Here is a 24560-nt window from a genome sequence, read left to right on the forward strand (position 1 = left end):
ATCCGCCCATGATCAGCGAACCTCTATGCGATGCTATCGGGTATCAACTGGTTTTCAATCTGGATAATCTGGTCACGCAAATGCAATTTGCGTTTTTTAAGACGCGCGCCACGCAGTTGATCGTGGGTGCCGGCTGCGAGCATGGCCGCAATCGCCTCATCCAGGTCGCGATGCTCGATCTTGAGCAGTTCAAGCCGTTGACGCAACTCTTGGTCTGATATCGCCATTCTGCTCCCATTCACATCTTGCATGCCTGCGACAAATTTGTCATCTTCACATTATTCATGGTCCTTGTCGAAACCAAGACAATAATATCATGAACCCGCGGGCCATTTAATCCAAGGCTCTCGAGATATAGAAAGGGATACCCGCTAGCACTTTCATTTTATAACCCGATAAAATCAGGAGAATATTATGGTTCAGAATTATCTGTCAGCCCTGCGTAACAAACACGAAGCCCTCGATCGCAAAATCAGCGAAGAAGAGAATCGCCCGGCCCCAGATACAATTCGACTTCATGACCTGAAAAAACAGAAGCTGCGGTTAAAAGATGAATTACTGACGGATGCGTGACTACATCCGGTGTTTTTTACGGGAGCCTTGCGTATGACAAGCTCCCGTGATTCCCGCTCTTTAATATAAGACTTAATATAAGATAAGTCTTTCCGTTACTTTCCTACACAGCGCCCAGCGACTATAACCGCTGTGGCTCTTTCGCATTATTGAATATTTCCGCGTGTGTCGCAGAATCCCTGATGTTTGCTAAAAATAAAGGGGTGTGATTTGTGTGAACTTTGGGCTGCATCCGCGCTCTACAAACCAGAAGCGCAGCCGTATATTATGTAAACCGGACAGGCTGTTTGATATTATGCACTTTATAAATAATCACTTATATATTGTGCCATATCCTTCACCCGAGATACATTTTTTACCGGATGACCGGTTTTGGATATCGCGCGGCGTTTTGGTTTCTGCTAGATCTATTCTATGGTGACAACTCCCACGTCCAGTCTAGTAACCGCTCGTAACATATTGACCGGGCTACGGTCGATCATGGCCTCTTCCGGTAATGCACAAGCAAAGCTGAATCATGTCGTCGAAACCATTGCCGAAGCAGTGGGCAGTGAAGTCTGTTCGATTTATCTCCTGCGCGAAGGCCTATTGGAATTATACGCGACACAAGGACTGAATCAGGACGCGGTCCATGTCACCAAACTGGCCTTGGGAGAGGGGTTGACCGGCTATATTGCCAAAAATGTCGAATCCCTGAACCTTGACGAAGCCACCAGCCATCCGGATTTTCAGTATCGCCCGGAAACCGGAGAAGATGAATTCCGCAGCTTTGCCGGCGTGCCGATCATTCGTAACGAACAAGCTGTCGGGGTTTTATGCGCCCAGCATATCGAACCGCATAAATATTCCGAAGAAGAAATTGAAGCGTTCGAGACAGCGGCAATGGTATTGTCAGAGCTCATATCGAACGCAGGTCTTATTGACGAGAATGATGTCGATGACCCTGCCAAACGTAATAATGGCGCAGATCGCCTTAGCGGATTGCAACTGGTCAAGGGCAAGGCAAGCGGCTTTGCCGTCTATCACCAGCCGCGAGTAAAAATCGAGCATACGGTCGCGGAAGATACCGAGGCCGAACGCCATCGGGTCTATTCTGCTTTTGACAAGATGCGTAGCCAGATTGACCAGATTGCCAATCTGGCCGAATTTGGCGTTGACGGAGAGCATGAGGAGGTTTTGCAAACCTATAAAATGTTCGCCTATGACGAGGGGTGGAGCCGCCGCATTAACGAAGCGATAGACAGCGGTCTGACGGCCGAAGCGGCGATTGAGCGCGTACAACAGCACACGCGGATGCGGATGCGCCAGATTAATGATCCGTTGCTTGCCGAGCGGATGCACGATTTGGAAGATCTTGCCAACCGGTTGCTACGGATTGTTTCTGGCCAGATGGGCACGGCAGCGACCATGGGCCTGCATCATGATACGATACTCGTCGCCCGCAATCTGGGGCCAGCGGAATTGCTGGAATATGACCGCCGGCGTCTGAAAGGTGTGGTGCTGGAAGAAGGATCGCTGACCGCGCATGTCACGATTATCGCCCGCGCGATGAATATACCGATCTTGGGTCAGGTCAAAAATGTCCGGCAATATGTCCGGGAGAATGACCACCTTCTCCTCAATGTGGATGATAACGCGCTTTATGTTCGCCCCAGCCAGTCGATGGAAGACGCGTTTAAGGCACAAATTGAACTGACCAACAAAAAACGCGCGACCTATACGGCTTTGAAAAACAAAGAGCCGATTACGAAAGACGGCACAAGAATCACGCTGAATATCAATGCGGGTCTGCGCGATGACATGGCCATGCTTGACCTGACAGGCGCAGATGGCATTGGCCTGTTTCGTACAGAGTTTCAATTTCTGGTTGCAGCCACCATGCCCAGCCGTTCCGTGCAACTGCGCTTCTACCGCGATGTGCTTCATGCGGCGGGAGACAAGCCGATAGTGTTCCGCACTGTCGATATTGGCGGGGACAAGCCCCTGCCCTATTTTCAGGCCAGCGAAATCCGGGAGGAAAACCCCGCAATGGGTTGGCGCGCACTACGCGTCGGTATGGAACGCGACGCCCTGATGAAAGTGCAGGCCCGTTCGCTCATTGAAGCGGCGGCAGGACGCAAACTTAACATCATGTTCCCGATGATAGCCGAGCCTTGGGAGTTTGACCAAGCCAAGGCGGTATATGAAAAACAGCTCGATTTCCTGCGTAGTCGCGGCAAACCGTTACCTTTGCGTATTCGCTATGGCGCGATGCTTGAAGTTCCGGCACTGGCTGAATGTCTGGATCTGATGGCATCGCGACTGGATTTTCTGTCGATCGGCACCAATGATCTCACCCAGTTTCTATTTGCAGCAGACCGGAGCAACCCGAAATTGGCTGAACGCTTCGATTGGTTAAGTCCGGCCATATTGCGTTTCATTGGCCGGGTATCCAGACAAGTCAAGGATCTGGGCATTGAGCTGGGTATTTGCGGCGAAATGGGCGGTCGCCCGCTTGAAGCGATGGCGCTACTCGGACTGGGCCTCAAACGCCTGTCAATCACACCGGCATCTGTTGGTCCGGTCAAAGCGATGATCTGTTCGCTGGATTTGAAAGCCGCGCAGGAACAGCTAAGCAGTATGTTGTCCGATCCACCAGCCAATCCCAGAGCGGTTCTGGAAGAATGGGCCAACAAGCATGAGGTCGATTTGGGTTGATGATGTGATTGTAAGGCCAGTTCAATATCAGGAGCATCTGCATTTTTTACTGCTCCGAGCAACCCGGCACCCATGTTCGTCTTACTATACAGATATCATTGATAATCATTGACTTTTCGCCAATTTAATGGCTCATCTATGCCATTAGTGGGAATCGGTCTCGCACCGCGAACCGGCCAAAGGAGACTATAGTGGCCGAAGAAAATGACGCAGAAGAAACAGATCAGGATAATGCCGGTCCAAGCGCGCTCAGCGCCAGCGAAATGCTGCGCGAGGCAAGGGAGCAGAAGAATCTTGATATAGAGGATATCGCAAAGACAACACGTATCCCGCAGCGTCATCTGGAATCCATTGAAACTGGCGATTACAGCGCGTTACCCGGTCGTACCTATGCGATCGGCTTTGCCAAATCCTATGCCCGCACCGTAGGGTTGAGCGAGGTAGAAATCAGCGCCAAGCTGCGTGAGGAAATGGAGGATCAGGGGCAAAGCGCCTATGAACCGGAGGTCAGCCCCTATTCCCCCACCAGCCCCAGCAACATGCCGCCCAAATATCTCGCTTGGACAGCAGGTGGCATTGCTGCCGTGCTGCTCATCGGTTTTCTGATCTGGCGTACGATGTTTCTGGAACCTACCGAGTTAATAGATGGCGAGCTTGATACGGTTGCGGAAAGTGGCGCCAGTGACCGTTCGTTAAACGGCCCGGCCGAACCGGCAGGCCCTGCTCCATCAACCACAGGCACGGTCGTTTTGACGGCAACCGAGGCCGTATGGCTGAGAGTTTATGATGACGATGGGGAGCGTCTGTTTGAAAAAGAAATGGCTGCCGGAGAGCAATATACTGTTCCAGAAGATGCTAATAAGCCGCAAATCCTGACCGGACGACCGGATGCATTGACCGTTACGATTGATGGCGCGGTTGTTCCGCCGCTTGGCCAAGAAAACCGCACGATCAAGGATGTCGGAATTAGTGCTTCTGATCTGCTTGCGCGGAACATTCCCGGCGGATCAGCGGGCAATGTTGACCCAATCGCTGGTGACGAAAGGAATAGCGCGCAGTAAAAGGCTGCCAACAGTAGTTTGTGGCCACGCATCTGTCGCCAATCACCCATCTTTTGTGTATTTACTTTGTTACGGCATATATGGTTATCACGACCAATATATTTGGAGACTCCTAATGAAATCCGTCCTGTTTTCGACATTATTCGCCGCCCTGTCGGTTACTTTGTTCACCGCACCTCCCGCTGCTGCCCAGAATAATAATGTCGGCAAGCGCGTCGAACGTCTGGAGCAAGAAATGCGCGCGGTTCAACGCAAAATATTCCCCGGCGGGTCAGCCCAATATTTTGAACCCGACATTGCTCCGGAACCCGTAAATCCGGTCGGCCCATCATCGACCAGCTCGGCTGTTTCCGACTTGATTGCCCGCGTGGATACGCTGGAAAGCAGCCTGGCGACGCTCACCGGGCAGGTTGAACAGAATGGCTATCGCATAAAGCAGCTTGAGAATAAACTCGCCGCTTCACCGGGCAACTCCGAAACATCCATACAAGCGGGCAATGCCGGTGCTAAAAATAATAGTGCTGATAATAGCGCCAAGGAAAATGACGCGAAGCTCTTGCCCGACCCCGAACGCGTGAACGGCGTTGCCTCGATCATCATGCCCGATAGCGGCGACAAGGGTGAAGACGCCTATATTTATGGTTATAGATTATGGGATGCAAAATATTACCCCGAAGCACAGGCCCAGCTTAAAAAAGCAGCGGCCAGCCATCCCACCCATCGCCGTGCCAGCTTTGCCAAAAACTTATTGGGCCGCGCTTATCTCGATGACGGCAAACCGGCGCTAGCGGCTATTGCTCTATATGAAAATTATCAGGAACTACCTCGTGGAGAGCGTGCACCCGACAGCCTCTATTACCTGAGCATCGCGTTGGTCGAGCTGAATAAGAAAACCGAAGCCTGTCAGACCCTCGCAGAATTACAGGAGGTCTATCCTGACGTCGCAAATGGTCGGCTAAGCTCGAAAATTTCCCGCAGTAAGGCAGCGGCCAATTGCAAATAGATTTATCTTACGAACAATCTAGCCGCCATGATTGTCCATGACCGGATCCATGCTCACAAAGCGGTTTCGCGAAACGGTGGCGACTCTTGTTCCTGATTTTGAAGATAGTGATGACATATTAGGACTGGCAGTTTCCGGTGGACCGGACAGCCTTGCACTTCTGCTATTGGCGCATGAGAGTTTCCCTGGACGGGTCATGGCAGCAAGCGTCGATCACGGTTTACGCCCCGAAGCACATCAGGAATGTGAATTTGTCGCTGAAATATGCCGGGTCAGGGCGATCCCGCATCAAATATTAAAACCGTCCCTTCCCATTCGCGGCAGCCTTCAGGCAGAGGCCCGCAAGGTCAGATATTCTTTGCTGAATGGCTGGTTAAAAAGCGGTAATATCGCCTGGCTCGCAACCGCCCACCATGCCGACGACCAGCTTGAAACAATGATCATGCGGATTTTAAGAGGCAGCGGGATAGACGGCATGTCCGGTATTCGCGCCAAACGTGGGCAGATTATTCGCCCTCTTCTACCCTTTTCCAAAGACCTGTTAGCTGATTATGTCGCGGGCCACGGGATCGAAGCGGTTCAGGACCCCTCCAACAAAGACCGGAGTTTTGACCGTGTCCGGGTGCGTGATGCGCTGGCCAAGCTGTCGGGATTTGATTTGACCTTGGCCAGTCAGAGCGCCGCTGCATTGGATGATGCACGCGCAGCAATAGCATGGATGACCGATAATCTGGCCGCTGCTCATATCCAAATACGGGATGACGGATGCGTGCTTGATAATCAGGATTTCCCTCATGAAATTATACGGCGGTTGCTCCTGAAATGCCTGCATATCTGTGACCCGGCGCTATCCCCGCGGGGCGCGCAGCTGGAGCTGTTGATTAAGGGTCTCTCACAGGGAAAAACGATGACCATTGGTGATATATTGTGCAAAGGCGGCGCGACATGGACCTTTGCTTCGGCCCCTAAACGCAATATCAAAGCGAAAAATGGATAAATATATCAGTATATTGCCCAAAAACCCCGCCAAGCGGCCAGCATGATAGGTAAAAACATTGTAGCTAACATTGTCATCCAGAGTAGAACACCTATCTTTAGGGTATAGAATCACCCGAATTGATTAAGTCAGCGATACCAACACAGGACGTACAGCGACATGAAAGACGATCAGGATCCCAAGGACAATCCGTGGATGAAAAGCATGCTCATCTGGGCAGGTGTCATCGTCGCGCTGTTGCTGACAGTTTCGATGTTTGGCGCAGGCACCGGCGCGGACGCCGCAGATGCGATCAGCTACTCCTCGTTCCGTGAGAAAGTTGCCGAAGGCAGCGTCAAAAGTGTTTCGATTGCTCCGGACAAGATCACCGGAGAAATGACCAATGGCGACAGATTTGCCACGACCCCGGTAGGCAGCGATCCCAGTCTTGTTACCCTGCTCGATGAAAAGGGTGTCGAATATAGTGGGCGGCCCGAAGAGAGCCCCAGCATCTGGCAGTATCTGCTAATCCAGTCGCTACCATTTTTGCTCATTCTCGGCATTGCGTTTTTCGTCTTGCGCCAGATGCAGAAAGGCAGCGGTTCCGGCGCTATGGGCTTTGGCAAGTCCAAGGCAAAAATGCTGACCGAAAAACAGGGCAAGGTTACGTTCGAAGATGTTGCCGGTATTGATGAGGCGCGTGAAGAACTGGAAGAAATTGTCGAATTTCTGAAAAATCCCAGCCGCTTTGCGAAACTGGGCGGACAAATCCCCAAGGGCGCATTGCTGGTTGGTTCACCCGGTACAGGTAAAACGCTTCTCGCCCGTGCCATTGCCGGCGAAGCCGAAGTCCCGTTTTTCACTATCTCCGGTTCCGATTTCGTTGAAATGTTTGTCGGTGTCGGCGCAAGCCGTGTCCGCGACATGTTTGAACAGGCGAAAAAGAACGCGCCATGTATCGTTTTCATTGACGAGATTGACGCGGTTGGCCGCCATCGCGGCGCGGGCCTTGGCAACGGCAATGACGAGCGCGAGCAGACATTGAACCAGCTTCTGGTCGAGATGGATGGATTTGAAGCCAATGAAGGCATTATTATCATCGCTGCGACCAACCGTCCGGATGTCCTTGACCCTGCATTATTGCGCCCGGGCCGCTTTGACCGTCAGGTCGTCGTTCCGCGTCCCGATATTGAAGGTCGTCAGAAAATCCTTGAAGTCCACATGAAAAAAGTGCCCTTGGCTCCCGATGTCGATGCGCGCACCATTGCACGCGGAACGCCGGGATTCTCGGGTGCTGATCTTGCAAATCTGGTCAACGAAGCTGCTCTGATGGCGGCCCGTCGCAGCAAGCGGCTGGTAGCTATGGACGAGTTTGAATCTGCCAAAGACAAAGTCATGATGGGCACCGAACGCAGGTCCATGGTGATGACGGACGATGAAAAGAAAATGACCGCTTATCATGAAGCCGGACACGCGATTGTCGCGGTCCATGAAGAGGCCTCTGACCCTATCCATAAAGCAACGATTATTCCACGTGGCCGCGCGCTGGGCATGGTCATGCGTCTGCCGGAACGGGACAATTACAGCTATCACCGGGACAAAATGCACGCGAACCTTGCCGTCTCCATGGGTGGTCGCGTCGCCGAAGAAATTATCTTTGGCTATGACAAAGTATCGTCCGGCGCATCCGGTGATATTCAATATGCGACCAAATTGGCCCGTGATATGGTCACCCAATGGGGCATGTCCGATGCTATGGGCCCGCTGCAATATGAAGAAGAGCAGGGGGAAACATTCCTCGGCTATTCACAGGGGCAGCGTGTGCATATGTCCGATGAAACTGCCAAGAAAATTGACAGCGAAATTCGCGGAATAGTTGATGCCGGTTATGACCGCGCCAAAGAGGTATTGACCAAGCATATTGACCAGCTCCACCTGCTGGCCAATGCTTTGCTGGAATATGAGACATTGTCCGGCGATGAAATTGACTCGCTGATCAAAAACGGCAAATTTGAACGCCCGGACGGTGATGTGGTCAAACCATCTTCCGTGCCGACGGTCGGAACTTCAATACCAAAGGCTGGCAGAAAGCCCAAAGGACCATTTGGCGACCCCAAACCACAAGGAGCGTAAGCCACTTACCAAGATAAAGCATATCTGAATTACGTCATTCCTGCGAAAACGGGAATGACGTATATTGGTGGTATATTGGAGCTTTCCTACAGAGCGGCGTTCATGATAATCACAGCGCGGCTCTTTCTCAGTACGCATATCTATCACTCTGCGCTTCTTAAATGCGTCAGGAGAAAAATTTCCCGTCTTCAGCAAAGTGGCCGGGATGTGTAGGAAATCCACTCAAAAAGCAGGAATTGGCCTAAAATATATCGTCCTGGGTGTGAACTTACTGAACTTAGAGAAGATATAATCATCATCCACGGACGCAAGATGGAGAACGCCAGTATAAAAACAGGCGGCAACTCAAAGAGCGCCGCCCGGTTTTTAATTAAAGCTGTAACCTATATAAGGTTTATCAACGCCGTCCGTAATCTCCGGACACACCCGCGCTGCGCGGCGGAGCCGATGCAGTCAGGCGAAGTGCTTCGGCAGACTGGCTAATCGAACCGATTTCATCCGGAGCATCATCATCGTCAATCTGCACTTTCTGAAGCGATTGAATTAGGCTTTCTTCCAGATCTTTCGGCTTGATCGTTTCTTCTGCAATTTCACGCAAAGCCACAACCGGGTTTTTATCACGGTCGCGATCAATAGTCAGTTCGGCACCGCCGGAAATTTCACGTGCACGCTGCGCGGAAAGCAACACTAAATCAAAGCGATTTGTGACTTTATCAACGCAATCTTCAACGGTAACGCGAGCCATAAGGCCCTCCTGATTCTTTTAACTTCATGGAATGAGCTCCGCGTCTAGGGTTCTTCGGCACTTTTGTCAAGAAATTGGGTGCTATCCGCTGGTACCTAGCGCGGTTAAGTGATTGTGGCTTTTAGATGAATAGCCTATGTATCGCAGCTATGCCTTCTGCCCCCTCCCGACCACCATCCGACAGTAAGTGTAACGATGCACAAACTGGGGCACAAACTGGGGCACAAACTGGAACAGAAAACGGGTCCCAAGGTCTGAAGGACATGACGGAAGCCGCTACTCCAGATTCTAGTGAAGAAAACTGGTTTGATGTAGAGGGCAGCCGGCTTAAACTGGTACACCGTCCAGCTGATCGCCTGACCTCACTTATGAGCCTTATCGAACAGGCAAAGAGTAAGCTGAAATTGTTTTTTTACATGTTTGAAGGCGATGAAACCGGACGACTTGTCCTCAACGCCTTGATTGAGGCTTGTAAGCGCGGTGTCGCGGTTGAGCTGATGGTTGACAGCTTTGGTTCAAATGGTGCGCCGCGACATTTCTTTGCCCCGCTTGAACATGTCGGCGGGCGGTTCGCAATTTTCAGTCCGCATCTTTCTACCAGCTATTTTGTTCGCAATCATCAAAAAATCCTGATCAGCGATAATCGTCGCGCCATGCTAGGCGGGTTCAATATTAGTAATGACTATTTTGGTTCGCCTCCGGTAGAGGGACTTGATGATATTGACGAAAAAGTCTGGGAAGATCTCGGCATTATCATCGATGGACCGGGCGTCGCAAAACTGGCCAATTATTACCAGCGGCTATCCGACTGGGTAAACGACACCAATGGCCAGATTCATCTGTTACAGAAAATGGTCCGGCAATGGGAGCCGGGGGAAGGAAAGCTGCGCTGGTTGCTCGGCGGACCAAGCAACAAGCTTAGCCGCTGGGCACAGGCCGTTAAAACGGACCTTGAGTTTGGGCAGCGGTTTGATCTGGTGAGCGCTTATTTCTCTCCGGGTCAAGGTTTGTTACGCCGCATTGCCCAGTTTGCAAAACGAGATGGTCAGGAACGTCTGGTACTCGCAGGAAAATCCGATAACGGCGCTACTATCGGAGCCAGTCGATTGCTCTATGGCTATTTGTTGAAACGTGGTGTCCGGATATTTGAATTTCAGCCGAGGCGGCTTCACACAAAATTGATCATTATCGACGATGTTACCTATATAGGGTCAGCTAATTTTGATGTACGCAGCCTGTTCATCAATGTTGAGATGATGTTACGTATAGAGGACAATGCCTTTGCCGATCACGCACGGTCATTGGTCGACGATATGTGTGATAATTCTCTACTCATTACCAAAGAATTGCATAATACTCGTAAGGGGTTACTCAATCGGTTACGCTGGCTGTTGTCTTATTTTGTTGTGAGTATATTGGATTATACCGTAACGCGGCGGCTGAATTTTGGTGTGAAGAAATAGACTGTGAAGAATTAGACTGTGAAAAATTAGATTGGGCAATCGACCCGGGTCAATTCTCACTGTCGGGGTCGGTTTTGCTTCTGTTCAGGGTTAATAGCTTATTTAGCAGGACAAATTATACCACAACGGGTTTTGTTAAAATATCACCGTCAAAATAGGGGATTATATGCTGATATGACTTATTCGCGTGCATTGGCCATCTTCTTTCTCACCGCTATTCTGGCATCATGTGTTGCTCCCTCTGCTGGACGGCCAGCTGCCTCAAACCAGCGGACCGAAGCCTCTCCCCCCCGTTACACTAATCCGCCCCGACAAGTCGAAATAACCCCGACACGCAGCCGCCCCAGTCCTGCGTTAGAGAGGACAATCGCAGATTTATGGAGAAGCTTTCCGGGTAAAACAGGAATTGCCGTAAAAAGTATAGACCACGGCTGGAGCATCGGTCACCGAGCGGATGAAAATTTCCCTCAGCAAAGCGTATCGAAACTATGGGTTGCCATGACGGTGCTGGACAAAGTCGATCAGGGTATCCTTTCATTATCTGATTCCATACGTATCGGCCCGGAAGATTTGACGCTTTTCCATCAACCAATGGCTGCCGAAGTGAACCGGAATGGCGGTGTTGTTAAGAGTGTTTATACCCTGCTCGAAAAAGCTCTCGCTTATAGTGACAATACCGCAAATGATACGCTGCTACGTCATGCTGGCGGACCGGATGCCGTGAATGATTTTATTCGCCGTAACCGCCTTGGGAAAATCAAATTTGGGCCCGGTGAACGGTTGATGCAAAGCCGGATTGCAGGTCTGCAATGGGATCAGAAGCTTTCCAAAGGCCGAAAATTTTACAGTGCACGTGCAAATCTGCCAATCCAAAGACGTAAACAGGCGCTGGCTGATTATCTTGCCAATCCCATAGATGGGGCAAGTCCTAACGCCATCGTCAATGCTCTTGGCCGATTGGCAAAGGGGGAACTGCTCTCGGCAAACTCCACCCGGTTGTTACAATCTATTTTGAAACGGACCCGCAGCGGACCTAATCGCTTGAAAGCCGGTGTTCCACCTGATTGGGAATTTCTCCACAAAACCGGTACAGGTCAGGTTCTGGGCCCGGTATCTACAGGGTATAATGATGTGGGCATAATGACGGCGCCTGATGGTAGCCGTTATGCGGTTGCAGTCCTGTTGGGCGATACGACTGCTTCGATTCCTGAGCGTATGCGGATGATGCAGGCCGTGACACGGGCAGTAGCACGTTACCATCAAAAGTAGCGCCAATGTCCATTAGGTTGTGTTGCTAGCTTCGCTCTATTGCCGGTCGCTATTGTTATTAGCTGGTTCGTTTTCCGGCAATTGTATATTTCGTTCTTCAAGCATCTTTGCAGCATCATCCAGAGCCTGCGCCTCGCCTACCGTAACCCCACCTGGACCAGGGTCATTCTGGGCAGGCCCACAGGCCGCCAACACAAGCACGCCCAAAAAAACACTATATCGGCAGGCATCGTTATATCCGTTTTTCATATACCGATTTCTTTCGCTACATTTCAAAAACGCCGGAATAAGGCTTGCTCGGAACTTGCATAGTGCAAAAAAAGGGCCACCCATAAGGCAGCCCTTTTTAAATTATCTCTCAAACAGACTTATTCAACTGCTTTTTTTGCAGCATCGGCAGCGGCATCAGCAGCTTCGCCAGCCGCATCAGCAGCTTTATCCGCAGCTTCGGCAGCAGCATCAGCAGCTTCACCAGCTTCTGCGGTTGCGTCAGCAGCAGCAGCGCCCATTGCGTCTGCAGTACCTTCAGCAGCATCCATTGCATCATCAGCAGCTTCTTCAGCAGTAGCTTCCGTGCCTTCTACAGCTTCTTCTGCACCAGTTTCAGCATTGTCAGCAGCACCGGAACATGCAGCCAAGCCAAGAGCGGCAGCAAGTACGATTGACGTTGTAACTTTTTTCATTTGGGTAAACCCTTTACTATATTCCTCAAAAAACCATGCGAGCTGATGAATTATTCCCTCACTCCACTCACGGGAGATGTCATTAAACGCTTGAAAAACGGATAGCAATAACGAACATACTCGGCAGATGCTCCCTAAGTAGTTTTTTTTGCCATAATTGGCCATATTGTCAAATTAAGGGTGGGAAATCTAGTGGATTGACTAGATATAAAGAAATCTTTATATCCCATTGCCTGATGCAGATAATTTTACTCATTTTCCGAGCACTGGCGGATCCCACGCGGATACGAATCATGTTGCTTTTGTTTAAGATGGAGCTCGCGGTGGGCGAGCTTGCCCAGATTTTAGAACAAAGCCAGCCACGTATTTCACGTCATATCAAGATATTGGATGAAGCTGGACTAGCCGAACGAAGGAAAGAAGGTAGCTGGGTTTTCCTACGGCCTGGTCAAGCAGCAGAACTGGATATTTTGCGACGTCTTTTTCGTTCCGACAATATTATCTCTTCACAGCAAGCTATAGATGATGAAGCAAAGCTAGCGTTGGTTCGAAAAACTCGCGCCGAAATGGCTGAACGATATTTTGAAGCCCACGCCAAGGAATGGGACGCCATCCGCTCATTACATATTCCCGAAGATGAAGTTGAACAGGCGATGTTAGCGTTATTGAAAGACGTTAACCTAGGCCATCTACTAGACATTGGTACAGGGACGGGGAGGATGATCGAATTATTTGGCCCCAAATCTGAAAAAGTAACAGCTCTGGATAAAAGCTCGGAAATGCTACGTCTGGCGCGGGCAAAAATATTAGGCAATGAAAACAATAAAACCGATCAAGCCGCATTAGCACGAAAAACCGAACTTACACTGGGTGATTTTAACCAGCTGCCTATAAGCGATAATGAGGTTGATAGTGTTATCTTACACCAAGTGCTGCACTATGCATCATATCCCGAAGCTGTTCTGGCAGAAGTTTCCCGTGTGCTGCGTACTAGCGGCACAGTTATAATTGTTGATTTTGCTGCGCATGATCGCGAAGAATTGCGGACAGCCCATGCCCATGCGCGGCTTGGTTTTTCTGATGATAGCATGGAAAGATGGTTTGCAGCTTCACAGATAGACATGGTGCAATGCCGGACTTTGGATGGTGGTGAGCTAACCGTTAAAATATGGGTTGGTCGAAAATCCAGCCTCTCTCACATTCATCCTGACAGTAGCTTGACTCCCTTTCCCGATATTTCAAAGAAAAGAGCCTCCTTATGACCGAACGCAGCCGGCCCTTGGGATTGAGTCAACTGGAAGAAGCAAAGCGCGCACTAGATGTTCCGTTATTCGCCGGACTAAACGGTGATGCCGACGTTTCGTTTGAGTTTTTTCCGCCAAAAACAGAAAAGATGGAAAAAACACTCTGGGACAGCGTGGTCACACTGGAACCGCTGAATCCCCGGTTTGTGTCGGTCACATATGGCGCAGGCGGCTCAACGCGGGAGCGCACTCATGCTACTGTCGCGCGGATTATCAGAGAAACCCATGTCCCTGCTGCAGCGCATTTGACCTGTGTCGGGGCCAGTAAAGCAGAGATAGCCGAAGTGGCAGCTTCCTATTGGGAAGCAGGCGTGCGTCATATTGTCGCACTTCGCGGTGATCCACCAATGGCGGGGCAAGCATTTGAACCGCATCCGGAAGGATATAAAAGTGCCGCGGAACTGGTGAGCGGGCTCAAATCCATTGCTCCGTTCGAGATTTCAGTCGCGGCCTATCCCGAAACCCATCCCGAAGCGGATTGTCCACAGACGGATCTCGACAATCTGAAACGCAAGCTGGATGCCGGTGCAAGCCGCGCCATTACGCAGTTTTTCTTTACCGCAGAGGCCTTCTTCCGATTCCGGGACGCAGCAGATGCAGCAGGGATTAATGCCGAACTGGTACCTGGCATATTGCCGGTATCAAACGTGGCACAAACGCGTAAGTTTGCAGGCATGTGCGGAGCAGAGATACCGGCATGGATGAATGATTTGTTTGAAGGGCTGGATGACCATCCATCAGCGCGTCAACTGATCGCAGCCACAGTTGCTGCGGAATTGTGCCGTAAATTATACGCTGGCAGCGTCCGTCAGTTTCACTTCTACACCCTCAACCGCGCAGAGTTAAGCTATGCAATCTGCCACCTACTCGGCAAGCGACCCGCCGGTAGCCAGCAGGAGAAAGCAGCATGACCAATTCGGGCGACCAACTTCGCGCGCTGGCCGCAGAGCGCATATTGGTTTTTGACGGCGGTTATGGAACTGCGATCCAGAATCACGGTCTAGGCGAGCAGGATTATCGCGGTACACTAGACCTTGCCGACGATCAAAAGGGTAATAATGATCTGCTCAGCCTGACGCGTCCCGACATAATTGAGGGAATACACTCTGCTTACCTGGACGCTGGAGCAGACATAATCGAAACTAACACGTTCAGTTCAACGAAGATCAGTCAGGCCGATTACGGCTGCGAACATCTGGTTCGTGACCTGAATATCAAATCGGCAGAGATTGCCCGCCGGGCCTGTGATAAAGCAGAAGCCAGTGATGGCAAAAAACGGTTTGTCGCAGGTTCCATCGGGCCGACCAATAAAACCCTGTCACTGTCACCCGATGTCAATGACCCCGGCTTTCGGGAAATTGATTTCGACTATCTCAAAGATGTTTATCGTGAGCAATGCGATGCATTGATCGAAGGCGGTGTAGATTTTCTTTTGATCGAGACAATCTTTGACACGTTGAATGCCAAATGTGCAGGCATGGCAGCGCAAGAAGCCGCCGAAGCCAGTGGGCGCGACGTCCCATTAATGATTTCCATGACTTTAACAGACCTGTCCGGACGTAACCTGTCAGGCCATACCGTAGAGGCTTTCTGGCATGCAGTCCGCCATCTCAAGCCACTTACTATCGGATTGAACTGCTCCTTTGGTGCCGATCAACTGCGTCCGCACCTGGCCATGCTTGCTAAGGAAGCCGATACTTTGATTATGGCCTATCCCAATGCCGGTCTACCCAATGATCTAGGGGAGTATGACGAACTTCCGGATCAAACGGCAGCTTTGATCGGTGAGTGGCTCGGAAGCGATGGCTCCGGCGGTCTAGTGAATATAGTCGGGGGTTGCTGCGGCTCAACGCCGGAACATATCGCCGCGATTACCCGAACGGTTGCTAAAGCCAAACCACGCGTCGTTGCATCTCCGGCTGTTCGGACACGTCTATCCGGATTGGAAGCTTTTACCATGGCTGCGTGAATTATCATAACGCGCATTTAGTGGTGTACCTGTCAAGCCACGCTCTTCAGTCCGAATATATCCCGAAACAGAAACGTCCTTCGTCCAAGGGCTAACGGAACAAAAAATGACATCAACGCCTTCTTCCGCACAATTTGTCAATATCGGTGAGCGCACCAATATCACCGGCTCTGCACGATTCAAAAAACTCATCCTCAATGACGATTACCAGGCCGCAGTAGAAGTAGCGCGTCAACAGGTTGAAAATGGTGCCCAGATTATTGATGTAAACATGGATGAAGGTCTGCTTGATTCCGAGCATGCGATGACGACTTTCCTTAAGCTCATCTCTGCCGAACCCGACATTGCTCGCGTACCAGTGATGATTGACAGTTCCAAATGGTCAGTCATCGAAGCGGGTCTGAAATGCGTATCGGGGAAACCCATTGTCAATTCCATCTCGATGAAAGAAGGCGAAGAGGAATTCCTGAAATATGCACGCAAATGCTTGGCTTATGGCGCAGCGGTTGTCGTCATGGCCTTTGACGAAACCGGACAGGCCGACACGAAAGAGCGCAAGGTCGAAATATGCGTTCGTGCCTATGATCTGTTAACCGGTATCGGCTATCCGCCCGAAGATATTATTTTTGATCCCAATGTGTTTGCGGTAGCAACCGGCATTGAGGAACATCGTCGCTATGGCCTAGATTTCATTGAAGCGACGGCAGAAATTAAAAAACGCTGTCCGCATGTCCATATTTCCGGTGGATTGTCTAATCTGTCGTTCAGTTTTCGTGGCAATGAGCCAGTGCGCCGCGCAATGCATAGTGTGTTCTTGTATCACGCCATACCGGCAGGCATGGATATGGCCATTGTCAACGCGGGCCAGCTTGACATTTATGATGACATAGATCCGGAACTCCGTGAACATTGCGAAGATGTAGTGTTGGACCGACGGGACGATGCAACGGACCGGCTGATCACTTTAGCTGAAAAATTTCGCGGCACAGACAAAGCGTCGGAAAAGGCGGCTGCAGAATGGCGGGGCTATGATGTAGTCAAGCGACTGGAACATGCGTTAGTAAAAGGCATTGACGCGCATATTATCGAGGATACCGAGGAAGCACGTCTTGCGATTTACAACGCCGGTGGCCGCCCGATTGAGGTTATCGAAGGTCCGTTGATGGGCGGGATGAACGTTGTCGGCGACCTGTTCGGGTCGGGGAAGATGTTCTTGCCGCAAGTGGTAAAATCTGCGCGTGTCATGAAAAAAGCTGTCGCACATCTTTTCCCTTTTATTGAGGCGGAAAAGGACGAAAGTGCGAAAGGCAAAGGCAAGATTGTCATGGCGACGGTCAAAGGCGATGTGCATGATATTGGAAAGAATATCGTCGGTGTCGTGCTGCAATGCAATGGATTTGAAGTCATTGATCTGGGCGTCATGGTGCCATGGACAGAGATTTTGAAAGCCGCGAATGAAAATGATGCCGACATGATCGGATTATCCGGTCTGATAACGCCATCGCTGGATGAAATGGTCACCGTTTCCGAAGAAATGGAACGCGCCAAAATGACTATACCACTGCTGATCGGCGGTGCGACCACATCCAAAGCGCATACCGCTTTACGTATTGAGCCAGCTTATTCCGGTCCGACCATATATGTGCTGGATGCCAGCCGCGCCGTTGGTGTAGCGTCACAGCTCGTCAGCGATACACAAGCAGAAGGCTTTATCGCCCAAACCCGCGAAGATTATGAACAGGTCCGGATAGCCAGGGCTGGCAAGACTGCAAAGAAACTGACACCTATTGACGAGGCCCGTGAAAACGGACGCGAGGTTGATATGAGCCAGAAACCACCTGCGCCAAAGAAACCGGGGCTTCATGTCTATGATGACTGGGACATAGCGAATCTGCGTGAATATATCGACTGGACACCTTTTTTCCGTGCTTGGGAACTGGCCGGAACATATCCGTCTATCCTCACCGACCAAGTGGTTGGAGAAAGCGCCAGCGATCTGTTCAAAGACGCGCAAGAGATGCTCGACCGGATCATTGAAGAGAAATGGCTGACCGCCAAAGGTGTCGCTGGATTGTGGCCTGCACGGCGCGATGGCGATGACATATTGTTCAAACATCTTCCGATTAATGGAGGGATTGGAGTCGGTCATAACTCAAATGACTTAGCCTCCCTCGATCCCGGCCTTATCCTTGACGGAAAGGCCGAAACCCGCCTCCCCATGCTCCGTCAACAGGTGAGCAAGCGGACAGGGAAAACCAACAATTGTCTTGCCGATTTTATAGATACTGCGGATGACTGGATTGGCGGCTTTGCGGTCACGGCCGGTCACGGTATTGAGGAACATGTCGCCCGTTTTCAAGCGGACAAGGATGATTATAACAGTATATTGGTAAAGGCTTTGGCGGACCGGCTGGCCGAAGCCTTTGCTGAAAGGATGCACCAGCATGTCCGCAAGGACCTCTGGGGCTATGCCCCGGATGAAAACCTGGATAATCAAGCCCTTATTAAGGAGGAATATCAGGGTATCCGCCCTGCCCCCGGCTATCCTGCTTGCCCGGATCACAGTTTGAAACCGCTATTATTCGATGCGCTGGATGCGACTGCTCATACCGGACTCGAATTGACTGACGGATTTGCGATGACTCCAACCGCCGCTGTATCCGGATTTTATTTCGGACATCCGCAGGCCGAATATTTCGGCGTTGCCCGTATCGGTGAAGATCAAGTGGAGGATTATGCCGCGCGTCGCGGTGTCTCGCTGGATCAGGCACGGCAATGGTTGCGGCCCAATCTGAACGAATAAAACCGGATATTGTTAAATTGGAATTGATGCTATCGAGAGAGGCTTGATGGTTTAACGGCTTGCTCTTGTGGTGACACACAGTGGGACAAGGTGATCCTTGGCATTGTTTTGCATTTCGGGAGGCTTATATGAGCAATCCTAAGAAAAACTGCCTTTCAGGAGCTTATCAGGTGAAGTTTTCGATCCCGCTATTTATTGCGCCCGTTGTCGCCATTGCTGCTATTACCACCATGCCCGAAGTGCAGGCACAAAATTCATCTGTAAATCAAGCTGCTAAAAACAAAAACAAGCCACCGTTTACGGTTGCGGGACAGGATCAGGCTTTTCAAAAACTGGCGAACGCTGTTGCAGCCATTGGCGCAAAAAGCGGCACCATTATCATTGCTCCGGGATCTTACCATCAATGCGCTGTCCAGACACAAGGCCAGATCACCTATCGCTCTGCCATCCCCGGCAAAGCGGTTTTTGATGGCGCCATTTGCGAAGGTAAAGCGACGCTGGTTTTGCGCGGGCGATCTGCGGTGGTGGATGGTATAGTCTTTCAAAATCTGCGCGTACCCGATGGCAATGGCGCAGGTATTCGCCTGGAACGCGGTAATCTGACTGTTACCAACGCGCTATTTCGTAATAGCGAGCAAGGCTTGCTAACCGCCGATGATACCAATGGCCATATCACTATCGAGCGCTCGACATTTCAGCGGCTGGGCCGGTGTGACCGGGGATTATCCTGTGCTCACAGCATTTACGTCGGTGATTATGGGTCGTTAAAAGTAACCCGCTCCCGCTTTGAGAAGGGATCAGGCGGCCATTATATCAAAAGTCGTGCGCCACGTATCACCGTGACCAATAACAGCTTTGATGACACGCACGGACGGGCGACCAATTACATGATTGATCTGCCCTCTGGCGCCTCTGGAGAGATTAGCAGAAATATCTTTGTGCAGGGTCAGAACAAGGAAAATTACAGCGCCTTTATCGCCATTGCTGCCGAAGGGAAAAAGCATAGCTCATCCAATCTCAATATCCATTCCAACAGCGCATCGCTGGCGAAGGGAGTAGAGCGCAGAACATGGTTCGTAGCGGATTGGAGCGGTGACGGAATGCGGATAGCGAATAACCGGCTAAGCCACGGATTGACCCGCTACGAACGGCGATAGGTCTTTTTGGATCTAGTCACAGCTATTCCCCGCCCCGCCATCAATATCCAGACAGCGGCCATCCGTTTCATCGGCGGGAATATCCACACCGATCAACGCCGCCAATGTCGGCGCAATATCTACCGTCTTTACCGAGGAAGGCTGCTCAAAATGGGTAATCCCCTTGTGCCAGAATAGCATTGGCACACGGCGGTCATATTCCCACGGGCTGCCATGGGTAGCAACATAGCCCAGCCCGCTATTCGCAATTGGCGTGACCGCTTTGTTCAGCAAGACAATAAAATCGCCTGAACGGTCCGCATGATATGAAGCCCGCGCCCGCTCGGCAATGGTCCATTCTTCCACTGGCCCTTGCGGCATTGGCATTGCGGCCAGAATAGCGCCGTCCAGCACGGCATGGACTTGGGGGTGGTTGGTTAGTAGCTTCATCGCTTCGGCTTTCACTTTAGCTTTGGTCTGTGCATCAAGCGATAGGCTGAGATAATAGTCACCGAAGGGACTATCGGCATGAAGCAAAGGCTCTTCCCCCGGCAGTGCCAGTGTTTTGCGTATCTGCGCGCCGATATGTTTAGCGTTCAACTTTGGATCAATCCTCTGCGCCTGCGGTAGACCCTGCTCTTGCAACCGTTCCGGCAAATCGTGGCCCCCATGGTCGGAGGTTAGCATCGCGATATAGTCGATATTCTGCGTATCCAGCGCACGAAACAATATCCCCAGATTGCGGTCCAGCTCATTCATCTGAATACACATTTCAACGCCGCCTGTACCAAAGGCATGACCGATATAATCGGTTGCGGACAGGCTCAGTGACAGGATATCCACCGCCTCGCCCTGCCCCAGCTTCATCGACTGGACAAGTGCCAGCGCGGCATTAACCGTCACGCCGTCAAAATCGGGAGAGGCACGGAAAATTCGGCTGGCTCCCTCTGGCCGCTGAAATGCATAATTACCAACCGACTGGCCACCTTTCACCGCTATAGCGCGGTTTCGCGCCGTGCAACGCGACGGAATGGCATAGGGCGCGCGCGCCTTGTCAATCTTGGCAGCGATCCCACTGTTCAGTGCACCAATAGCCGGAGAAATGGCCCGGCCATTCAGTGTGGTAAACCCCTTGCCCTTCCACCAGTAGATCGCATCCACATCATGACCGCCCATCATCAACGCTCCGCGATCTTTGCCCGACACCGCGACATTGCGCGAATCGGGTGAAATTTTCTTCAACCGATCCCCCAGTGTCGGCACCAGCAAATGCCACGCCGAGGCAATATAATCACCTTGCGTCGGCGCAGTGATGCTACCAAAGCTGGTGCCTTCTATCCGCTCGTCCTCCGCGCAATAAATGGTCTTGTCCTCACGCTTGGCATCTAAGTCGATCCAGTTATTGGCGATAATTCCGGCGCGGCCCGCATGGACACCGGTCATGATGGTCGCATGGCCAGGGCAGGTTTCCGTCGCAGCATGGGATTGATAACCGGAGGGAAAAACCGCGCCGCCGGACAGCCGCTTTAATCCATCCGTAAAACTGCTACGATATTCACTGAACAGATTGGCGGAGAACTGGTCCACTGAAATGGCGACAACCAGCTTCGGCCTGACGGGTTTCTTTTCGTCCTGACCTTCGGCATTGGCCGATACGGGCAATGCGAGAAAAGCCAAGAAAGCTGTAATATATTTAATGGCGTGCACGAATACCCCCTCATGATATATAGTCGCTAAAGCAAAGTAGTTTTGGGTAGACTATCAGCCCATAGATAAAATGGTAAAATTTTTTATGACATCCGCACATTATACTATGATCGCCCGGTCACTCCAGAAGGCCAAAACCATGTTACTGGCTATGACGACTGCGCTGCTATTTGCTGCGCTGATCGGCCTGGCCCCAGCTATGGGCCCGGCCTTAAGTCCTGCCAATGCACAGCTTAACGGCAAACGCGAACTCAACGTACCCGCCAAACTGGTCGCGGAGACACAGAAGGTTCAAGCCGGACAGCAGGTTACCCTCGCCTTTGTGATGACGCCAAAACCCACATGGCATGGCTATTGGGAAAATCCTGGTGATGCCGGTATCGGGATGAGCTTTGACTGGACACTGCCTGACGGCGTGACAGCCGGAACCGCGCGATATCCTGTTCCGGATAGGCTGCTGATTTCCGGTATTATGAACTATATTTACGAGGGCGATTATGCGGTCCTCGTCAATCTGTCCTTGCCGGATACTATAAAGCCGGGGCCGCTTCCCATATCGGTAAAATCCGCATGGCTGGCCTGCACCGATGAAGTCTGTGTGCCCGAACAGGATGAACTTTCGATCACCTTGCAAGTCGTGGAACAGGCTGGCGGAAAAGATGCTGTAATCGCGCAAAATGATGCTTTTAACCACTATCGCAATGCTCTGCCCCGCCCGCTCGGAAACCCCGCGACCTTCATGGTCAAAGATGATCTGTTCCGGTTATCTGTGCCTGTTCCCGCCAGTCTGGACATTGAAACGCCCTATTTCTTTATAAAGGAAGACGGAATTGTCGATTATGCCTCGCCGCAAAAGGTCAATCGTGATGGTGACAGGCTGATCATTGAAACGGCGGCGCGTGGTGATGCGCTGAAAGCCATATCCGGCGTTCTGAAAATCGGACCGGATACCGGGCTTTCGCTTGATGCGTCCGCGGGCGATGTTGAAATGTCCGGTGTTCCGATAAGCACAGGAGATGATAGCGGAAATTTTACTGATGGCGGCGGCCAATCAAACGCTCAATTTGGCGCGCGGTCAACCGCAACGCTCCTTTTTATAGCGCTTGGCGGCGCGATTATTGGTGGGTTGCTGCTCAACCTGATGCCCTGTGTATTCCCGATACTCAGCCTGAAAGCCATCAGCCTTGCCAAAGCAGGAGGCGATGAAGCCGTGGTTCGCCGTGATGCGCTGGCCTATACTGCCGGAGTTGTTCTGGTTGCCGCCGCATTGGGCGGGTTGCTGCTGGCTCTGCGCGCAAGCGGAGCTGCTGTCGGATGGGCCTTTCAATTACAGGACCCCCGTATCATCTTTGTCTTGCTTGCGCTTGTAACCGCTATCGGGTTTAACCTTGCCGGTCTGTTTGAGCTTCCCAATGTCAATTTCGGCAACCGGCTCGCTCAAAAAGACGGAGCGGCAGGTTCTTTCTGGACTGGCGCTCTGGCCGCCTTTGTCGCGACGCCGTGCACCGGACCTTTTATGGCGGCTGCTTTGGGTGCGACGATCGTGCTCCCGCCCGCTGCCGCGCTCATCATTTTTGCCGGTTTAGGGGTTGGCCTTGCCTTGCCGTTCCTGCTCATCGCTTTTGTCCCGGCCATCCGCAGTCGCTTGCCCAAGCCGGGGCCATGGCTGGACGGGTTTCGCAAAGCCATGGCCGTTCCGATGTTTCTGACTGCAATTGGACTGATATGGTTGCTTGGACGACAAATTGGTACGGATGGTTTGGCGCTATCGCTGATCTTCCTGCTGTGTGCCGCATTAATTTTATGGTGGTTGGGCGGCGGTCAGGCAAAAGGATTGTCGCGCGGAGTTGTTAGCACGGGCGCATTGATCGCTGCGATTATTGGCGGCGTGCTATTCTTACCGGGTGAGGACGCGATGGACAGCCGCAAAATGCCCAATGCGTCCGCAGCCACTTTGGCAAGCGAACCGTTTAGCGAGGCAACATTGGCCCAGTTGCGCTCGGACAACAGACCTGTTTTTGCCTATTTCACTGCCGACTGGTGCATTACCTGTAAGGCAAATGAGGCCGCTGCCATCCAACGGCAGGAAACCGCAGATGCTTTTGCGGCGGCCAATGTCGCCGTACTCATGGGCGATTGGACCCGGGCTGACCCGACGATCAGCAATTTCCTTGAAAAACATGGCCGTGCCGGAGTGCCGCTTTACCTCTATTATGCACCGGGCAAAGATCCGGTTATATTACCGCAGATTCTCACCGTCAGTACATTGACCGAACTGGTTGCATAAGGCGCCGATATGGAAAGGTTACTCCCCATGGCTTGTAAATCAATCACCTCCCTGGTCGTAGTTGCCGCCTTTGGCATGGCCATGCCATTGGCCGCAGCCCAAAAAACCGGCGCCATGGCCCAGGATTTCAAACTGACCGATATGTATGGCAAAACGGTGCAGCTTTCCAGCTTTCGGGGAAAGCCCGTCGTCATGGAATGGCATAATCCGGGATGTCCCTTTGTGGCCAAACATTATGATAGCGGGAACATGCAAGCGACCCAAAGTGCAGCGCGAAAACAAGGTGTAATCTGGCTGACCATCAACAGCGGCGCCAAAGGCAAACAAGGCCATATGACCGGCATGGAAGCCCAGAAACTTTTCAAGCAACAGGGCATGAAATCCAACTATTATCTGTTGGATGCTAAAGGTGTGGTCGGGAAAGCCTATGCTGCCAGAACAACGCCGCATATGTATATCGTCGATACCACCGGAAAACTGGTCTATCAGGGCGGAATTGACGACAAACCAACTGCGGACAAAGCCGATATAAAGACAGCGCGCAACCACGTCAGTGCGGCATTGACCGAGTTAAAGGCCGGTAAAAATGTGAGTGTTCGTGAAGCTCGCCCTTATGGTTGTTCGGTCAAATATGCCAATTAGATGGGTATGCCAAAGGATCAGGAGCAAGCTTGATAAATAACCAAACTTGCCCCTGCCTTTGCTCCGGCAGCATGCGACCCTATGCCGCCGCCGAACAAACTGGTGCCTC

19 protein-coding genes and 1 pseudogene are annotated in these 24560 nt (G+C 51.6%); 15 read left to right on the forward strand and 5 right to left on the reverse strand.

The genetic code is table 11. The features are described 5' to 3' along the window. Window positions 1-23: 23 nt before the first annotated feature. Window positions 24-221: a DUF465 domain-containing protein gene (locus AB1K62_RS07155; RefSeq protein ID WP_367002795.1), complete on the reverse strand. Its 198-nt coding sequence runs from the start codon at window positions 219-221 to the stop codon at window positions 24-26. A gap of 193 nt (window positions 222-414) precedes the next feature. Here AB1K62_RS07155 and AB1K62_RS07160 point away from each other — a divergent pair, with 193 nt between their 5' ends. From AB1K62_RS07160 to ftsH, 6 genes are all read left to right on the forward strand, one after another. Beyond that, window positions 415-573, forward strand: a complete 159-nt coding sequence (locus AB1K62_RS07160) for a YdcH family protein (RefSeq protein ID WP_367002490.1) — start codon at window positions 415-417, stop codon at window positions 571-573. Window positions 574-987: 414 nt separating this feature from the next. Continuing rightward, a complete protein-coding gene (gene ptsP, locus AB1K62_RS07165) occupies window positions 988-3270 on the forward strand; it encodes a phosphoenolpyruvate--protein phosphotransferase (protein WP_367002492.1) in 2283 nt (760 codons plus the stop codon). Window positions 3271-3461: 191 nt separating this feature from the next. Beyond that, on the forward strand, window positions 3462-4331 hold the full coding sequence (locus tag AB1K62_RS07170) for a RodZ domain-containing protein (protein ID WP_367002494.1): 870 nt from the start codon (window positions 3462-3464) through the stop codon (window positions 4329-4331). A 115-nt stretch (window positions 4332-4446) separates the two neighbouring features. Continuing rightward, window positions 4447-5334, forward strand: coding sequence for a hypothetical protein (locus AB1K62_RS07175; protein ID WP_367002496.1), 888 nt, complete (start codon window positions 4447-4449; stop codon window positions 5332-5334). 37 nt (window positions 5335-5371) lie between these two features. Continuing rightward, window positions 5372-6331, forward strand: a complete 960-nt coding sequence (tilS, locus tag AB1K62_RS07180; protein WP_367002498.1) for a tRNA lysidine(34) synthetase TilS — start codon at window positions 5372-5374, stop codon at window positions 6329-6331. A gap of 159 nt (window positions 6332-6490) precedes the next feature. Next, window positions 6491-8443: an ATP-dependent zinc metalloprotease FtsH gene (gene ftsH, locus AB1K62_RS07185; protein ID WP_367002500.1), complete on the forward strand. Its 1953-nt coding sequence runs from the start codon at window positions 6491-6493 to the stop codon at window positions 8441-8443. Window positions 8444-8840: 397 nt separating this feature from the next. On the opposite strand, the gene rpoZ is transcribed toward ftsH, so the two are convergent. Then, window positions 8841-9188 (reverse strand): DNA-directed RNA polymerase subunit omega, encoded by a 348-nt coding sequence (gene rpoZ / locus AB1K62_RS07190; RefSeq protein ID WP_367002502.1) that lies wholly within the window; start codon window positions 9186-9188, stop codon window positions 8841-8843. A 263-nt stretch (window positions 9189-9451) separates the two neighbouring features. Between rpoZ and AB1K62_RS07195 the strand changes: the two genes are divergently transcribed. After that, window positions 9452-10651 (forward strand): phosphatidylserine/phosphatidylglycerophosphate/cardiolipin synthase family protein, encoded by a 1200-nt coding sequence (locus AB1K62_RS07195; RefSeq protein WP_367002503.1) that lies wholly within the window; start codon window positions 9452-9454, stop codon window positions 10649-10651. A gap of 174 nt (window positions 10652-10825) precedes the next feature. Next, the gene (locus tag AB1K62_RS07200; protein WP_367002505.1) at window positions 10826-11920 is read left to right on the forward strand and encodes a serine hydrolase; all 1095 of its coding nucleotides are present in this window, start codon (window positions 10826-10828) and stop codon (window positions 11918-11920) included. Between the two features lie 36 nt (window positions 11921-11956). Here the strand turns inward: AB1K62_RS07200 and AB1K62_RS07205 are convergent, their stop codons facing one another. Then, window positions 11957-12169, reverse strand: coding sequence for a hypothetical protein (locus AB1K62_RS07205; RefSeq protein WP_367002507.1), 213 nt, complete (start codon window positions 12167-12169; stop codon window positions 11957-11959). Between the two features lie 119 nt (window positions 12170-12288). Then, complete coding sequence (locus AB1K62_RS07210; protein ID WP_367002509.1) at window positions 12289-12603, reverse strand: hypothetical protein; 315 nt, start codon at window positions 12601-12603, stop codon at window positions 12289-12291. 236 nt (window positions 12604-12839) lie between these two features. Here AB1K62_RS07210 and AB1K62_RS07215 point away from each other — a divergent pair, with 236 nt between their 5' ends. From AB1K62_RS07215 to AB1K62_RS07235, 5 genes and pseudogenes are all read left to right on the forward strand, one after another. Then, window positions 12840-13865, forward strand: coding sequence for a metalloregulator ArsR/SmtB family transcription factor (locus tag AB1K62_RS07215; protein ID WP_367002797.1), 1026 nt, complete (start codon window positions 12840-12842; stop codon window positions 13863-13865). Next, a complete protein-coding gene (metF, locus tag AB1K62_RS07220) occupies window positions 13862-14818 on the forward strand; it encodes a methylenetetrahydrofolate reductase [NAD(P)H] (protein ID WP_367002511.1) in 957 nt (318 codons plus the stop codon). Before AB1K62_RS07215 ends, metF begins: the two co-directional genes overlap by 4 nt. Beyond that, window positions 14815-15876 (forward strand): homocysteine S-methyltransferase family protein, encoded by a 1062-nt coding sequence (locus tag AB1K62_RS07225; protein WP_367002513.1) that lies wholly within the window; start codon window positions 14815-14817, stop codon window positions 15874-15876. Before metF ends, AB1K62_RS07225 begins: the two co-directional genes overlap by 4 nt. A 46-nt stretch (window positions 15877-15922) precedes the next feature. Further along, window positions 15923-18679 (forward strand): annotated as a pseudogene (gene metH, locus AB1K62_RS07230) (methionine synthase); the annotation flags it as partial. A gap of 128 nt (window positions 18680-18807) precedes the next feature. After that, the gene (locus AB1K62_RS07235) at window positions 18808-19836 is read left to right on the forward strand and encodes a right-handed parallel beta-helix repeat-containing protein (RefSeq protein WP_367002515.1); all 1029 of its coding nucleotides are present in this window, start codon (window positions 18808-18810) and stop codon (window positions 19834-19836) included. 12 nt (window positions 19837-19848) lie between these two features. On the opposite strand, the gene AB1K62_RS07240 is transcribed toward AB1K62_RS07235, so the two are convergent. Beyond that, a complete protein-coding gene (locus tag AB1K62_RS07240) occupies window positions 19849-21522 on the reverse strand; it encodes an alkaline phosphatase family protein (protein ID WP_367002516.1) in 1674 nt (557 codons plus the stop codon). An 85-nt stretch (window positions 21523-21607) separates the two neighbouring features. Here AB1K62_RS07240 and AB1K62_RS07245 point away from each other — a divergent pair, with 85 nt between their 5' ends. Together AB1K62_RS07245 and AB1K62_RS07250 are read left to right on the forward strand one after the other, a co-directional pair. Beyond that, window positions 21608-23809 carry a protein-disulfide reductase DsbD domain-containing protein gene (locus AB1K62_RS07245; RefSeq protein WP_367002518.1) on the forward strand — a complete coding sequence of 734 codons (2202 nt, stop codon included), beginning with the start codon at window positions 21608-21610 and terminating at the stop codon, window positions 23807-23809. Window positions 23810-23818: 9 nt separating this feature from the next. After that, on the forward strand, window positions 23819-24451 hold the full coding sequence (locus AB1K62_RS07250) for a redoxin domain-containing protein (RefSeq protein ID WP_367002520.1): 633 nt from the start codon (window positions 23819-23821) through the stop codon (window positions 24449-24451). Window positions 24452-24560 lie beyond the last annotated feature (109 nt).

The organism is Parasphingorhabdus sp. JC815 (genome assembly GCF_040717415.1).
Classification (GTDB): domain Bacteria; phylum Pseudomonadota; class Alphaproteobacteria; order Sphingomonadales; family Sphingomonadaceae; genus Parasphingorhabdus.